Raw genomic sequence first — 14118 nt, forward strand, 5'->3', positions numbered from 1 at the left:
GTCACGAGGGGAGCATATCTACGCGCGTAGCTGCTGTACAGGGGTGGGGGTCAGGGGCGGGGCCGGGGGTGGGGGCCGGGGCCCCGCGCGGGGCTTCAGGCAGAATCAGCGTATGAGCGACCCTCAAAAGCACCGGGGTACGAGCGAGCCCCAGGAGCCCGCGGCGGAGCCCGCGTACAAGGACCGCACCTTCCGGTCCCCCGCCGGTATCGCCGGCGGCGTCCTGCTGCTCGCCCTGGGCGCCTGGCTCGGCATCGACGCCGTCATCCGGGGCGAGGGCCGCACCCCGTGGCTCGCGCTCGCCGGGCTGCTCGTCGCGGTGCCGCTGGTCGTCGCGTTCACCGTGCGGCCCGCCGTCTACGCCAACGACGACCGGCTGCGGATCCGCAACCCCTTCCGGACCATCACCCTGCCGTGGGCGTCCGTCGCGACCCTGCGCTCCGGCTACTCCAACGAGGCCCTCACCCGGACCGGCGCCAAGTACCAGCTCTGGGCCATCCCCGTCTCCCTGCGCGGCCGCAAGAAGGCGGCGCGCAGGCAGTCGCAGGCCGCCGCCTCCGGTGACCCGACCGGCGGCCGCCCCTTCCTCGACCCGCACGCCCCGCCCCCGCGCTCCACCGGCGACCAGTCCATGGACGAACTGCGCGACCTCGCCGAGCAGCACGCCACCGCCGAGTCCGCGCAGGGCGAGCCCGTGGTCCGGTGGGCCTACGAGATCCTCGCGCCCTGCGCCGCGGGGGCCCTCCTGCTCGCGGTGCTGCTCGCGGTGACCTGACCGCCTGACCTGACCTGAGGACGGCCCGGCTCACGGCGGGCCGTGCCACCCCAGCAGCATGTGCCCGCCGAACGCGGCCGAGCCGAGCGCCGCCGCCGTCAGCAGCGTCACCATCACCGGCGTCCTCGCGCGCGCCAGGGCCACGGCGAGCGGCAGCAGCAACGGGAAGCCGGGCAGCAGGAAGCGGGCCCGGGGGAAGTAGACCCCGCTGCTGCCGAGCACGATCAGCAGGAGCAGACCGGTGAAGACCAGCAGGGGGACCGGCTGGCGGTCGGCCACCGAAAGCACGTAGAGGACCACCGAGCCCAGCAGGACAGCCGTCACCATCGCGTAGAACAGCGCGGGCCGCTCGGTCATGAGCAGCGCCTGCATGCGGCGGACCGTCTCGACACCGCCGTCCCACTTGTTGCGCCACAGCTTCTGTACGGCGAAATAGCCGTCCCAGCGGCCCAGGCGCAGGCCCACCCAGGCGACGTACGCCAACCAGCCCGCGGGGGCCAGAAGGGCGCCCAGGAGCGGGCGGGGCGAGAAGCCGCGCCGCAGCGCGAGGAGCGCGGTCAGGGAGACCGCCGCCGCCAGCGCCACCCCGGTGGGCCGGGTGAGCCCCGCAAGCGCGGCCAGCGAGCCCGCCCACAGCCAGCGGCCGCTCAGTACGGCGTGGAGCGACCACGCGGTGAGGGCCGTGAAGAGCGACTCGGTGTAGCCCATCCACTGCACGAGCGCGACCGGCAGGCTGCCCCACAGGACCGCGAGGACGACCCCGGCCCGCCGCCCGTACAGCCGGTCGCCCACCGCGAAGATCCCCCAAGCCGCCAGGAACGAACAGAGCAGCGAGACACCGAGGCCCACCGCGCCGCGCGGCAGGGCGGGGACGAGGGCGTCGCCCGCCCGCACGAGCAGTGGGTACAGCGGGAAGAACGCCAGGTTGTTCGCGTCGTACGCGGTGCCGAGCGAGTGCGCGTAACCCTGCGAGGCGATCCGCAGGTACCAGTCGCAGTCCCATGACGCCATCAGCAGATGCCGCACACCGCGCCGCTCGCCGTGCGCCCAGGGGACGAAGACCAGCAGGCCGAGCGTGCGTACGGCCGCGTACGCGAGCAGGGCGGGGGAGGCCTGGCGCAGGGCGCGGGCCGCGCGGCGGCGCAGGCCGGGGGCGGGCCGGGCCGCGCCGAGGGGGCGCCGGGACGCCGGGACCCTGGACGGGGCGGCGGTGGAGGGAAGTGGTCCGTACGGCACTGCGGCGGCTCCCGGAACGTACGTGATCGTGCGCTACCGGTCGAACCTTCCTGGGGGACCGGCAGCACACCGTGCCGCTGCGGCAGCCGCAGGAGTGGAATCACTCGGACGGGTGGCCTCTGGGTGGGGCCACCCGTCCGCCACCCGTCTGAGGGCGGAGGGCTCAGATGCCCGCGGCCGCCGAGAGATCGCGCTTGATCTCGGCGAGGAGCTGCGCCGCCCGCGCGCGGGCCGCCGGGAGTTCCGCCTTCGAGGCCAGCGGGACGACCACTTCGAGGTAGCACTTGAGCTTCGGCTCCGTGCCGCTCGGGCGCACGATGACGCGGGCGCCGTCGAGCGTGTAACGCAGGCCGTCGGTGGGCGGCAGCGTGTCCGTGCCCCGCGTCAGGTCCTCCGCCAGCGTCACGGGCAGGCCCGCGAGTTCCGCCGGGGGCTGCTCGCGCAGGCGGCGCATGGCGTCCGCGATCAGGGACAGGTCCTCCACGCGGACCGACAGCTGGTCGGTGGCGTGCAGGCCGTGCTCCAGGGCAAGGTCGTCCAGGAGGTCGAGGAAGGTGCGGCCCTGCTCCTTCAGCTCGGAGGCCAGCTCCGTGAGGACGAGCGCGGCGGTGATGCCGTCCTTGTCGCGTACGCCCTCGGGGTCCACGCAGTAGCCGAGCGCCTCCTCGTAGCCGTAGCGCAGGCCGTCGACGCGGGCGATCCACTTGAAGCCCGTCAGCGTCTCCTCGTACGGAAGACCCGCCTTCTCGGCGATTCGGCCGAGGAGGGAGGAGGAGACGATCGACTCGGCGAAGGTGCCCCGTGCTCCGCGCTTGACGAGGTGCGCGGCGAGCAGCGCCCCCACCTCGTCGCCCCGGAGCATCCGCCAGTCGGCGCCGTCCTTGACCGCGGCGGCGCAGCGGTCCGCGTCCGGGTCGTTGGCGATGATCAGGTCGGGGGCGGGGCTGGTGCGGGCCGCGGTCGCGAAGGCCAGGTCCATCGCGCCCGGCTCCTCCGGGTTCGGGAACGCGACCGTCGGGAAGTCCGGGTCCGGCTCGGCCTGCTCGGCGACGAGCGTGGGGGCGGGAAAACCGGCGCGCTCGAAGGCCGCGAGGAGGGTGTCCTTGCCGACGCCGTGCATGGCCGTGTAGACGGCGCGCGCGGTACGGGGGGACTCCGGGGCCAGGACGGCGTCCGTGCGGGCCAGGTAGGCCTCCAGGACGTCGTCGCCGAGGATCTCCCAGCCGCTCTCGGGGCGGGGGACGTCGTGCAGGCTCGCGATCGCGTCGATCTCGGCGGCGATCTCCGCATCGGCGGGCGGCACGATCTGGGAGCCGTCGCCGAGGTAGACCTTGTAGCCGTTGTCGCGCGGGGGGTTGTGGCTCGCCGTGACCTCCACGCCCGCCACCGCGCCGAGGTGCCGTATGGCGAAGGCGAGGACGGGGGTCGGCAGGGGGCGGGGGAGTACGGCCGCGCGGAGCCCGGCGCCGGTCATCACGGCCGCGGTGTCGCGGGCGAAGTCGGCGGACTTGTGGCGGGCGTCGTAACCGATGACGACGAGGCCGTCGGTCCGGCCCTTGCCCTTGAGGTACGCGGCGAGTCCGGCGGCTGCGCGGATGACCACGGAGCGGTTCATGCGCATGGGGCCCGCGCCCAGCTCGCCGCGGAGTCCGGCGGTGCCGAACTGGAGCGTGCCGGCGAAACGGGCGGTCAGCTCGGCGGTGTCCTCGGCGTCGACGAGCTTGGCCAGCTCTTCGCGGGTCTCGGGGTCCGGGTCCTCGGCCAGCCAGGCCTGGGCTCGCGCGATGAGTTCGGAGTTGTCCTGCACGGGGTCGTCAGCCTCTCGTTGCGGCGTCGCTTGAGCGGGGTCTGGGGTGGTTGTACCCCGCCGGGTATGTCTACCCGGTTGGGTTTTGGGGTGGGGCCGGGGCCGGGGTGGGCCGGGGGCTGTGCCCCCTGGGTGTGCCTGCCCGGTTCGTTTTGGGGCGGGGCCGCGCCGGTATGTCCGTCCTCGCCATCTCGGCGCGGGCGGCCTTCCGCTGTTGCCTGGGGCGGCAGGCAACGTGCTCCGGGCGGACAAACCGGCACGTCCCTCGCGTCTCGATCAGGGGTGCGGGCCGGTGGGCCCCCACCCCACCCCTCGGTGCGAGGTAAACGGGCCCCGCTCCGGCCCCCTACCCCACCCATCCGGTACGGGGTAAACGGGTGGGTGGGGGAGCCCGGCGCGGAGCGCCGGAGACCGAGCCGCAGCGCGGGGCGCGGAGACGAGAGACGGGGAAGCCGGTCCGAGACGCCCCCGTCAGAGCCCGTCAGATGCGGTTGAGGACCTTGCCGAGCAGCTCGCCCATCCGCGTGGCGCTGTCGCGGCCCGCCTGGAGGACTTCCTCGTGGTTCAGCGGCTCGCCCGTCATACCCGCGGCCAGGTTCGTGACCAGCGAGATGCCCAGCACCTCCGCGCCCGCCTCGCGCGCGGCGATGGCTTCGAGGACCGTGGACATGCCGACCAGGTCCGCGCCGATCGTGCGGGCCATGCGGATCTCCGCCGGCGTCTCGTAGTGCGGGCCGGGGAACTGTGCGTAGACGCCCTCCTCCAGGGAGGGGTCGATCTCCTTGCACAGGGCGCGCAGGCGCGGCGAGTACAGGTCCGTCAGGTCCACGAAGTTCGCGCCGACGATCGGGGACGTCGCCGTGAGGTTCAGGTGGTCGCTGATCAGCACCGGCTGCCCGGGACGCATGCCCTCGCGCAGGCCACCGCAGCCGTTGGTCAGCACGATCGTCTTGCAGCCGGCGGCCACGGCGGTGCGGACGCCGTGCGAGACGGCGGCCACGCCACGGCCCTCGTAGTAGTGGGTGCGGCCCAGGAAGACCAGCACGCGCTTGTCGCCGATCTTGAAGGACCGGATACGGCCGCCGTGCCCCTCGACCGCGGGCGGCGGGAAGCCGGGCAGCTCGGTGACGGCGAAGTCCGCCTCGGGCTCGCCCAGCGCGTCGACGGCCGGCGCCCAGCCGGAGCCCATCACGAGGGCGACGTCGTGGGTCTCGGCGCCCGTCAGCTCACGCAGGCGCGCGGCGGCGGCGTCGGCGGCGGCGTACGGGTCGCCCTGGATGTCGTCCGGAATAACTGAAGCGTTCACGCCGACGAGGGTAGCGGGTTACGGCCTACGCGCGTAGATGACGATGCTCACGGGATTCTCCCCGCCGTCTTGTCGTTTCCGACAAGGGAGCGCCGCGGGGTGCGGCGAAGGGCCGCCGATGCGCGGCGAGTGAGGGCCGGTGAGGGCTAGCAGGGCCTCTTGCGGAGTTCCATCACATAGTCGTGAGGCGCCCCGGCCGACTCCGCCGCGTCCGCCAGCTCGCCCAGGTAGCGCGCGGAGGGGAGGCCGCCCTCGTATCCGTTGAGGACGTACACCCAGGCCGGCTCCTCGCCCTCCAGGGTGTCCACCCGGACCCGCATGCGCCGGTAGATGTCGAGCCCCACGCCCTCCCAGCGGTCCATGGAGTCCTCGTCCATGGGAGCGATGTCGTAGAGGGTCACGAAGACCTGGGAGCGGGGGGCCTCGACGATCGTCGCGAGCGCGCCCTCCCACCCCATGTGCTCCCCGCCGAAGGTGAGCCGCCAGCCGGTCAGCCAGCCGGTCGAGCGCAGCGGTGAGTGCGGGGCGCGGCGTGACATGAGCCGCGGATCCAGATTGCCGGCGTACGCGGCGTAGAGCGACATGACGTCGAGGGTACGGCAGCAATCAAGGACGCAGGTTCCGCGGCGGGAGGACCGCCCGGACGGGGGCGTTCGCACGGACGGTGGGCCCCGGCGCGTCCGTACCTTGAAGCGTGCGGGACAATGGAGTACGTGACTCGGATCGTGATCATTGGCGGCGGACCCGGCGGATACGAGGCGGCCCTGGTGGCCGCCCAGCTCGGCGCGGAGGTGACCGTCGTCGACTGCGACGGTCTGGGCGGGGCGTCGGTGCTCACCGACTGCGTGCCGTCGAAGACCCTGATCGCCACGGCCGAGGTGATGACCACCTTCGACTCCTCCTACGAGGAGCTGGGGATCATCGTCGCGGACGACACCCCGCACATCGACACCCCCGCGCGCGTGGTCGGTGTGGACCTGGGCAAGGTCAACCGCCGTGTGAAGCGCCTCGCGCTCGCGCAGTCCCACGACATCACCGCTTCCGTCACGCGTGCGGGCGCGCGCGTGCTGCGCGGCCGGGGCCGTCTTGAGGGCCAGCAGGAGACCGACGGTTCGCGCAAGGTCGTGGTGCGGGCCGCCGACGGCAGCGAGGAGACGCTCGTCGCCGACGCGGTGCTCATCGCCACCGGCGGTCACCCGCGCGAGGTCCCGGACGCCCTGCCCGACGGCGAGCGGATCCTGAACTGGACCCAGGTCTACGACCTCGACGAGCTGCCCGAGGAACTCATCGTGGTCGGCTCCGGTGTCACCGGTGCCGAGTTCGCCGGTGCCTACCAGGCGCTCGGGTCGAACGTCACCCTCGTGTCCAGCCGTGACCGCGTGCTGCCCGGTGAGGACCCGGACGCCGCCGCCGTCCTGGAGGACGTGTTCCGGCGGCGCGGCATGAACGTGATGTCCCGCTCCCGCGCCGCCTCCGCCAAGCGCGTCGGCGACCGCGTCGAGGTCACGCTGGCCGACGGGCGCGTCATCTCCGGTTCGCACTGCCTGATGGCCGTCGGCGCCATCCCGAACAGCAGCGGCATGGGCCTGGAGGAGGCCGGGGTCAAGCTCAAGGACTCCGGGCACATCTGGACCGACAAGGTGTCCAGGACCTCCGCCCCGGGTGTCTACGCCGCCGGTGACGTCACCGGCGTCTTCGCGCTCGCCTCCGTCGCCGCCATGCAGGGGCGCATCGCGATGTACCACTTCCTGGGCGACGCGGTGACCCCGCTGAACCTGAAGACCGTCTCCGCGAACGTCTTCACGGACCCCGAGATCGCGACCGTCGGCTACAGCCAGGCCGACGTCGACGCGGGCAAGATCGACGCGCGCGTCGTCAAACTGCCGCTGCTGCGCAATCCGCGCGCGAAGATGCAGGGCATCCGCGACGGATTCGTCAAGATCTTCTGCCGTCCGGGTACGGGCATCGTGGTCGGCGGCGTGGTCGTCGCGCCGCGCGCTTCGGAACTGATCCACCCCATCTCGATCGCGGTCGACAACAATCTGACGGTCGAGCAGATCGCGAATGCGTTCACCGTGTACCCATCGCTTTCGGGGTCGATCGCCGAGGTGGCGCGTCAACTCCACACGCGGAAGACGGCGGGCGAGGGCTGATCGGTACGGCGGCCTGATTCAACGCTTCGCAGGTCACGCACTGTTGTCACCCATTTGCGCGGCATAGGCGGAGTAACTAGGCACCTATACCACTTGGTGGTCTGCCGTGCGAACAACTTCTGTAATTCGGCGCAAACTGCTGAAAGTAGACGGTCGTTGGGGTTACTGTCAGTTTCGTGTTCGCTGCAGAACGTCGCCAATTGATCCTCGAAATGGTGCGGGCCAACGGAGCGGTATCGCTCCGGGAGCTCGCCCGCGTCGTCCAGACCTCCGAAGTGACCGTACGGCGGGACGTGCGCGCGCTGGAGGCAGAAGGACTCCTCGACCGCCGGCATGGCGGTGCGGTATTGCCGGGCGGATTCACGCGGGAGTCCGGCTTTCCGCAGAAATCACATCTCGCGACCGCCGAGAAGACGGCTATCGCCGATCTCGCGGCGGGACTCGTCGAAGAAGGCGAAGCCATCGTCGTCGGGGCGGGTACGACCACGCAGGAGCTGGCCCGACGGCTCGCGCGGGTCCCCGGCCTGACCGTCGTCACCAACTCCCTGCTGGTGGCACAGGCGCTGGCCCATGCCAACAGGGTCGAAGTCGTCATGACCGGCGGCACCCTGCGCGGCTCCAACTACGCCCTCGTGGGCAGCGGGGCCGAGCAGTCCCTGCAAGGGCTCCGGGTGTCGCGCGCGTTCCTGTCGGGCAGTGGTCTGACCGCCGAGCGCGGCCTCTCCACGTCCAACATGCTCTCCGCGAGCGTGGACCGCGCGCTGGTGCAGGCGGCGGCCGAGGTCGTGGTCCTCGCCGACCACACCAAGCTCGGCACCGACACGATGTTCCAGACCGTGCCGACGGACGTCATCACCCGCCTGGTCACGGACGAGCCCCCGGCGCACGACGACCGGGCGGCCACGGAACTCCAGGCCCTGGCGGACCAGGGCGTACAGATCGCGGTGACGGGCGGCTCCGCGAACCCTAGCGCCGGGCCCGGCGTCGATTCCGTCCAGCCGGGGCGCCAGCCGCGCCGGGACGTGCCCCTGCCGGGCCAGCGTCGCAACCACGGGGCGGGCCCGGGGCAGCAGCTGCGCAGCGCGCTGCTCGGGGAGCAGCCGCCGGGGGAGCGGGCCGCCCGCGTCGCGGATCTGCGCCGCCGCTGACCGCGGGGCGGGGCCGGCGTATGGGGGGCAGGGGGCTTACGCCGCCGTGCACCCGTCGGCCTTCAGGCCCCGCAGGGTCAGCATCAGCAGGCGGTCGGCCAACTCCGGGTCGTCCGGCGTCTCTTCGGCCGCCAGCGAGATCGCGTTGGTCAGCTGGAGCAGGTCGGAGATGGAGACGTCGGGCCGCACGGCCCCCGCCTCCTGCGCGCGGGCGAGCAGGGCAGCGCCCGCCTCGCCCATGGGCTTGCTGCACCGCGCCAGCGCCGAACTGTCGTCGTGCGACGCGGACATGAGCGCGCTCGACAGGCCGCGGTACTCACCCGCATGAGTGACGATGGCCCGCAGCCACGTCACCAGCGCGGCACAGGGCTGCGGGTCGTCGAGCAGGGCGTGCGAGCGCGCGAGGAGATCGCTCACCGCGTCCTCCCAGACCGCGCTCATCAGCGCGTGCCGGTTGGGGAAGTGCCGGTAGAGCGTGCCGATGCCGACGCCCGCGCGGCGCGCCACGTCCTCCAGGGACGTGCCGGTGCCGTGCTCGGCGAAGGCGGCGCGGGCCTCCGCGAGCAGCCGGTCGTAATTGCGGCGCGCGTCGGCCCGCATGGCCCGCGTGGACTGCCGCGCCGCGCTCGCCTGCTGGTCCATGCCGGTCGTCATCCCGCACCCTTCGTGAACGTACGCGTCCTTCAAGGATGCCACTGCCCGGGCGCGGCGATCGGTGGCGGTCAGGGCTCGCGGCCCCCGAAGAAGGCCTCCAGCTCCGCCCTCGCCCTGCGCTCGCGCGGGTGGGGTGGCAGGCAGCCGCCGCGCAGGTTCCGGGCCAGCCACAGCACCAGGGGGTACGTGACACAGGTGCCGACGAGCAGTCCGCTCAGCACACCGATGGCCAGCTCTCCCATGATCATCAACTCACCTTCGCGCGGAGCGTCTTGCTGCCGCTCCCGCACGCGCTCCTCGGCGGCGCGCGGAAGCCGTCGTGGGCCGCGGTGATCATCGTGGTGCCGTCGTCCGGGGTCACGGCGCCGTAGCCGAGCAGCCGCCAGCGCGGGTCGACGGCGTCGCTTTCGTGGTACGGCACGGGGCCGGTGGCCGACGGCACCAGGAGCGGGGCCGGCTCCCGGGCGCAGCCGTGACAGACGGCGACCTCGCCGGCCGCCGCGCCGGGGAGTGCCACGCGCGCGTGGCCGCGGTCGTGCAGCGGGTTGAAGTAGCAGGGTGGGTCGGGCAGCAGCGGCCGCTCGGTCACCAGCGCCTGCACGGCCCGCATCCCGATGCGGCTGAACTCGACGGCCGCGACCAGCTCTCCGAGGGCGTACGCGGCGTCGTACGCGGGGTCGGGGCTTCCCGGCCCGCCGTCGCCCGCGGGGTGGAGGGTGGAGTTGCTCGCCTGGATCGACGCCGTGGTGGCGTACGAGGCGAGCTCCTCGCGGAGTCCGGGCGCCAGCGTGCAGCTGTGGCGCAGCGAGCAGCCGAGCGCGGAGGCGTCGCTCAGGAGGCGCGCGCGCTGTTCGGCGTACGGTCGCAGGACTTCGGGGTCGCCGTGCGGGTCCGGCAGCGGGGCGCGCCAGTCGGGCGGGGGCAGCGGCAGGGTGAAGACGCGGGGGCGGCGCGGGCCCGGCGGCAGCCTTGTGAAGCGGCGCAACAGTGCCAGGGACAGGCCTGCGACCAGCCCCAGGACGAGTCCCGCCTCGTAACGCTCCCCGGCGCCCGCGCTCGCCACGAGCCATCCGCCGCCGGTGACGCCGCCCACGGCGGCCACCAGTGCCAGTAAGTCCCCTGTGCGTGTCACTGAAGCCCCCCGTGGTCTTCGGCTCTACGGCTATGTGGGGAGGACGCGGGGCGGGGGCGCGGTGGTTGCGGGGTGCTGGTGGTGGCGTCCCGCGTCTTGGCTCGGTCGGTCACCGGCTCCGCCGAGTTAGTCCTCAAACGCCGGACGGGCTTGATATACCCGCCCGGGCGGGCTCGGTATGCCTGGGGGGCGGCTTGAGATGCCCCCGGGGCGGGGCGCAGGCCGGGTACGCCCGCGAAACCGCGCCGGACACGCCCGCGGGGCCGGGCTGGATCGACCAGCCCGGCCCCGCGGGTGTTCCGTTCCTCGGTGTTCGAGGACCGGGTCAGTCCTTGATCTCGCAGATCACCGCGCCGGAGGTCAGGCTCGCGCCCACCTCCGCGGTGAGGCCCTTGATCGTGCCCGAGCGGTGGGCGTTCAGGGGCTGTTCCATCTTCATGGCCTCCAGGACGACGATCAGGTCGCCCTCGTTGACCTCCTGGCCCTCCTCGACCGCGATCTTGACGATCGTGCCCTGCATGGGCGAGGCGAGGGTGTCGCCGGAGGCGGCGGGGCCGGACTTCTTGGCCGCGCGGCGCTTGGGGCGGGCGCCGCCCGCCGCGGCGGTGCGCGCGATCGTCATGCCGAGGGAGGACGGCAGGGAGACCTCCAGGCGCTTGCCGCCGACCTCGACGACGACCGTCTCGCGGCCCGGCTCCTCGTCCGTCTCGGTGTCGGTGGCGGGTGCGGTGAAGGCCGGGATGTCGTTGACGAACTCGGTCTCGATCCAGCGGGTGTGGACGGTGAAGGGGTCGCTGGAGCCGGTCAGTTCGGGTGCGAACGCCGGGTCCTTGACGACGGCACGGTGGAAGGGGATGGCGGTGGCCATGCCCTCCACATTGAACTCCGCCAGTGCACGCGCGGCACGCTGCAACGCCTGCTCGCGGGTGGCGCCGGTGACGATCAGCTTGGCCAGCAGCGAGTCCCAGGCCGGGCCGATGACCGAGCCGGACTCCACGCCCGCGTCCAGGCGCACACCGGGACCCGAGGGCGCCTCGAACTTGGTGACCGTGCCGGGCGCGGGCAGGAAGTTGCGGCCCGGGTCCTCGCCGTTGATACGGAACTCGAAGGAGTGCCCGCGCAGTTCGGGGTCGCCGTAGCCCAGTTCCTCGCCGTCGGCGATGCGGAACATCTCACGGACCAGGTCGATGCCGGCGACCTCCTCGGTGACCGGGTGTTCGACCTGGAGGCGGGTGTTGACCTCCAGGAAGGAGATCGTGCCGTCCACACCGACGAGGAACTCCACGGTGCCCGCGCCGACGTAGCCGGCCTCCTTGAGGATCGCCTTGGACGAGGCGTACAACTCCGCGACCTGCGCCTCGGAGAGAAAGGGTGCCGGGGCCTCCTCCACCAGCTTCTGGTGGCGGCGCTGGAGCGAGCAGTCCCGGGTGGAGACCACGACCACGTTGCCGTGCTGGTCGGCCAGGCACTGGGTCTCCACGTGCCGGGGCTTGTCGAGGTAGCGCTCCACGAAGCACTCACCGCGGCCGAAGGCGGCCACCGCCTCGCGCACCGCCGAGTCGTACAGCTCGGGGACCTCTTCCAGGGTGCGGGCGACCTTCAGGCCGCGCCCGCCACCACCGAAGGCGGCCTTGATGGCGATGGGCAGGCCGTGCTCCTTCGCGAAGGCCACGACCTCCTCCGCACCCGAGACCGGGTCGGGCGTGCCCGCGACCAGCGGGGCACCGGCACGCTGGGCGATGTGCCGGGCGGCGACCTTGTCCCCCAGGTCGCGGATGGCCTGCGGCGGCGGGCCGATCCAGATCAGGCCCGCGTCGATGACGGCCTGCGCGAAGTCGGCGTTCTCCGAAAGGAAGCCGTAACCGGGGTGGATCGCGTCCGCCCCCGAGTCCCTGGCCGCCGCCAGCACCTTGGAGATGTCCAGGTAGCTGGTGGCCGGAGTGTCACCGCCCAGCGCGAACGCCTCATCGGCCGCCCGCACATGCAGAGCGTCCCGGTCGGGATCTGCGTAGACGGCAACACTCGCGATCCCCGCATCCCGGCATGCCCGGGCAACACGGACAGCGATTTCGCCACGGTTGGCGATGAGCACCTTGCGCACGATGGCTCCCTCCTTGAAACAAGCCGAGTTTAGGGACTGCCGACACGGCCTTACGACCCGTCCCCAAGGGTGAGCTTGCCCACACGGAGTGTGATGCGAGGTCCCCTCGTCCCGCGAAAACCCTTGTCGCACCGGAGTACGCAGGGGTCCTGCCCGGCAGCCTAGCCCTCCGGTGTGGCCAAGGTCTCTGTGAGGCCGCGCTGCGGGACGCCCGCATTCTTTGTGGAGTCCCTACGAATGGCCCAATGATTCTTTGCCCGCCGCACAGCCCTTGTCCCGGCGTTTACCGGTGAGTAGCGTGCGCGACAGCTCGACGTACCAGCGGTAACAGAGGGAAGAAAGAGGGTGGGGTGCCGTGGCGCGCAGACCGGTGGCCTGGGCGGGCGCGATCGTTCTCCTCGCGGAGGCGGTCGGCATCGCGCTCCTCAACTGGTTCCTCGGCCTCGTCGTCGACAGGCAGGAGATGTCGCTGGCGGGCCTCGATCCGCATGCGATGACCGTCTCGACGTGGATCGCCGGCCTTGTCTTCGGCGGCTACCTCGCGCTGTGCGGCGTCATGCTGGCCCTCGTCGGCGCCCGCGACCGCGCCCCCGGCCGCTTCGGGCGCCTCCTGCTGATCAGCTGCGCCGTCGTACACGGGGTGCTCGGCGCCTTCTGCGTCGGCCTGGTGGGCTGGCCCGCGTTCGCGTTCATGATGGTCGTACTCGGCCTGATCGTGCTGCCGCTGGTGGCCTACGACAGGGCGGGCCGGGCTACGCCCACAACTGCGTGATGCCCACGTCCAGTTGACCGAGCAGGCGGCGCAGCAGCGGCAGGGAGAGGCCGATCACGTTGCCGTGGTCGCCCTCGATGCCGTCGATGAAGGGCGCCGAGCGGCCGTCCAGCGTGAACGCCCCCGCCACGTGCAGCGGTTCGCCGCTCGCGACGTACGCGGCGATCTCCTCGTCGGAGGGCTCGCCGAAGCGGACCACGGTCGACGCCGTCGCCGACGCGTACTGCCCGGTGGCCGTGTCGTAGACGCAGTGGCCCGTCTGAAGGACGCCCGCGCGCCCGCGCATGGACTTCCAGCGGGCGGTCGCCTCCTCCGCGTCGGCGGGCTTGCCGAGCGCCTGCCCGTCCAGCTCCAGGACCGAGTCGCAGCCGATGACCAGGGCCCCCTTGGCCTCCGGCCGCGCGGCGACCACGGAGGCCTTGGCCTCGGCCAGGGCGAGGGCCAGCTCGGCGGGGGTCGGCGCGGAGACCTTGTCCTCGTCGACGCCGCTGACGATCACCTCGGGCACCAGACCCGCCTGCCGGAGCAGACCGAGGCGGGCGGGGGACTGCGAGGCGAGCACGAGACGGCGTGGCTGATCACTCATGCGGTCAGCGTAGGCGCTCGCACCCTCGGGACGCTCAGTGGATGCCGAGGACGAACATCGCGATCACCATGGCCAGGGCGAGGACCAGGCCCGCACGGCGCATCTTGGCCTGCATGTCGCGCATGTCCTTGGGCGGGTTGTTCTCGGGGTCCGACCACAGCATGACTCCGATACTGCGGCGGGGCGGGCCGGGGCGCCTGAGTACGCGTACTCAAGTTCCCCGGCCCGATCCGCCTCAGCCGGGCCAGTACGTGCGGCCCCACGCCGTGGGGCCCGGCGCGGGCAGCCGGTCGCGGGCCACGCGCGCGGGGTCGGCCCATGCGTCGGGCGGCGTGGGCGCGCCGGACGGCTGGTTCGCCACCGCCGCGGCGCGCGCCTGGACCACCGCGAGTGCGGCGGCCAGCTCCTCCGGGGTCGGGTTGCCCCGTACGACCTTGATCACTAGGGC

The 14118-nt window shown here is 72.6% G+C and carries 15 protein-coding genes; 4 read left to right on the forward strand and 11 right to left on the reverse strand.

Features of this window, described 5'->3' with window-relative positions; genetic code table 11:
- The first annotated feature begins 112 nt into the window (after positions 1-112).
- Positions 113-775, forward strand: coding sequence for a PH domain-containing protein (locus tag CP975_RS21980; RefSeq protein WP_150477255.1), 663 nt, complete (start codon positions 113-115; stop codon positions 773-775).
- 30 nt (positions 776-805) lie between these two features.
- Here the strand turns inward: CP975_RS21980 and CP975_RS21985 are convergent, their stop codons facing one another.
- The 4 genes from CP975_RS21985 to CP975_RS22000 all read right to left on the reverse strand — a co-directional run bounded on the left by CP975_RS21985 (position 806) and on the right by CP975_RS22000 (position 5708).
- Positions 806-2011, reverse strand: coding sequence for a glycosyltransferase family 39 protein (locus CP975_RS21985; RefSeq protein WP_055529115.1), 1206 nt, complete (start codon positions 2009-2011; stop codon positions 806-808).
- A gap of 163 nt (positions 2012-2174) precedes the next feature.
- Positions 2175-3818, reverse strand: coding sequence for a phospho-sugar mutase (locus CP975_RS21990; protein ID WP_055529116.1), 1644 nt, complete (start codon positions 3816-3818; stop codon positions 2175-2177).
- Positions 3819-4299: 481 nt separating this feature from the next.
- A complete protein-coding gene (locus CP975_RS21995; protein WP_055536250.1) occupies positions 4300-5124 on the reverse strand; it encodes a purine-nucleoside phosphorylase in 825 nt (274 codons plus the stop codon).
- Positions 5125-5270: 146 nt separating this feature from the next.
- Positions 5271-5708 carry a gamma-glutamylcyclotransferase family protein gene (locus CP975_RS22000; protein ID WP_030795388.1) on the reverse strand — a complete coding sequence of 146 codons (438 nt, stop codon included), beginning with the start codon at positions 5706-5708 and terminating at the stop codon, positions 5271-5273.
- A gap of 120 nt (positions 5709-5828) precedes the next feature.
- Between CP975_RS22000 and CP975_RS22005 the strand changes: the two genes are divergently transcribed.
- The gene (locus tag CP975_RS22005; protein WP_055536251.1) at positions 5829-7277 is read left to right on the forward strand and encodes an NAD(P)H-quinone dehydrogenase; all 1449 of its coding nucleotides are present in this window, start codon (positions 5829-5831) and stop codon (positions 7275-7277) included.
- Between the two features lie 176 nt (positions 7278-7453).
- The gene (locus tag CP975_RS22010) at positions 7454-8425 is read left to right on the forward strand and encodes a DeoR/GlpR family DNA-binding transcription regulator (RefSeq protein ID WP_150477256.1); all 972 of its coding nucleotides are present in this window, start codon (positions 7454-7456) and stop codon (positions 8423-8425) included.
- 36 nt (positions 8426-8461) lie between these two features.
- Here the strand turns inward: CP975_RS22010 and CP975_RS22015 are convergent, their stop codons facing one another.
- The 4 genes from CP975_RS22015 to CP975_RS22030 form a co-directional block, all read right to left on the reverse strand.
- Entirely contained in the window at positions 8462-9025 is a 564-nt protein-coding gene (locus CP975_RS22015) for a TetR/AcrR family transcriptional regulator (protein WP_150477951.1), read from the reverse strand.
- Between the two features lie 122 nt (positions 9026-9147).
- Positions 9148-9327: a hypothetical protein gene (locus CP975_RS22020; RefSeq protein WP_055533496.1), complete on the reverse strand. Its 180-nt coding sequence runs from the start codon at positions 9325-9327 to the stop codon at positions 9148-9150.
- The gene (locus CP975_RS22025) at positions 9327-10211 is read right to left on the reverse strand and encodes a hypothetical protein (RefSeq protein WP_150477257.1); all 885 of its coding nucleotides are present in this window, start codon (positions 10209-10211) and stop codon (positions 9327-9329) included. Before CP975_RS22025 ends, CP975_RS22020 begins: the two co-directional genes overlap by 1 nt.
- 325 nt (positions 10212-10536) lie before the next feature.
- Entirely contained in the window at positions 10537-12312 is a 1776-nt protein-coding gene (locus tag CP975_RS22030) for an acetyl/propionyl/methylcrotonyl-CoA carboxylase subunit alpha (protein WP_150477258.1), read from the reverse strand.
- A 355-nt stretch (positions 12313-12667) separates the two neighbouring features.
- Between CP975_RS22030 and CP975_RS22035 the strand changes: the two genes are divergently transcribed.
- The gene (locus tag CP975_RS22035; RefSeq protein ID WP_246201590.1) at positions 12668-13084 is read left to right on the forward strand and encodes a hypothetical protein; all 417 of its coding nucleotides are present in this window, start codon (positions 12668-12670) and stop codon (positions 13082-13084) included.
- Here the strand turns inward: CP975_RS22035 and CP975_RS22040 are convergent.
- The 3 genes from CP975_RS22040 to CP975_RS22045 form a co-directional block, all read right to left on the reverse strand.
- Positions 13065-13670: a Maf family protein gene (locus CP975_RS22040; RefSeq protein WP_055528457.1), complete on the reverse strand. Its 606-nt coding sequence runs from the start codon at positions 13668-13670 to the stop codon at positions 13065-13067. The two genes, CP975_RS22035 and CP975_RS22040, sit on opposite strands and share 20 nt — an antisense overlap.
- Before the next feature lie 34 nt (positions 13671-13704).
- Positions 13705-13833 carry a morphogenic membrane protein MmpB gene (mmpB, locus tag CP975_RS36255; RefSeq protein WP_276314365.1) on the reverse strand — a complete coding sequence of 43 codons (129 nt, stop codon included), beginning with the start codon at positions 13831-13833 and terminating at the stop codon, positions 13705-13707.
- A 72-nt stretch (positions 13834-13905) separates the two neighbouring features.
- Positions 13906-14112 (reverse strand): acyl-CoA carboxylase subunit epsilon, encoded by a 207-nt coding sequence (locus CP975_RS22045; RefSeq protein ID WP_055528459.1) that lies wholly within the window; start codon positions 14110-14112, stop codon positions 13906-13908.
- Between the last annotated feature and the right edge of the window lie 6 nt (positions 14113-14118).

Origin of the sequence: Streptomyces alboniger, from assembly GCF_008704395.1 — a bacterium.
Classification (GTDB): Bacteria; Actinomycetota; Actinomycetes; order Streptomycetales; family Streptomycetaceae; genus Streptomyces; species Streptomyces alboniger.

Excerpts from the sequence above, each read along its gene's own strand:
- CP975_RS22020 (WP_055533496.1), bottom strand. The coding sequence starts at position 9,327 with ATGATCATGGGAGAGCTGGCCATCGGTGTGCTGAGCGGACTGCTCGTC.
- mmpB (WP_276314365.1), bottom strand. The coding sequence starts at position 13,833 with ATGCTGTGGTCGGACCCCGAGAACAACCCGCCCAAGGACATGCGCGAC.
- CP975_RS22015 (WP_150477951.1), bottom strand. The coding sequence starts at position 9,025 with ATGCGGGCCGACGCGCGCCGCAATTACGACCGGCTGCTCGCGGAGGCC.
- CP975_RS22005 (WP_055536251.1), top strand. The coding sequence starts at position 5,829 with ATGGAGTACGTGACTCGGATCGTGATCATTGGCGGCGGACCCGGCGGA.
- CP975_RS22000 (WP_030795388.1), bottom strand. The coding sequence starts at position 5,708 with ATGTCGCTCTACGCCGCGTACGCCGGCAATCTGGATCCGCGGCTCATG.
- CP975_RS22040 (WP_055528457.1), bottom strand. The coding sequence starts at position 13,670 with ATGAGTGATCAGCCACGCCGTCTCGTGCTCGCCTCGCAGTCCCCCGCC.
- CP975_RS21980 (WP_150477255.1), top strand. The coding sequence starts at position 113 with ATGAGCGACCCTCAAAAGCACCGGGGTACGAGCGAGCCCCAGGAGCCC.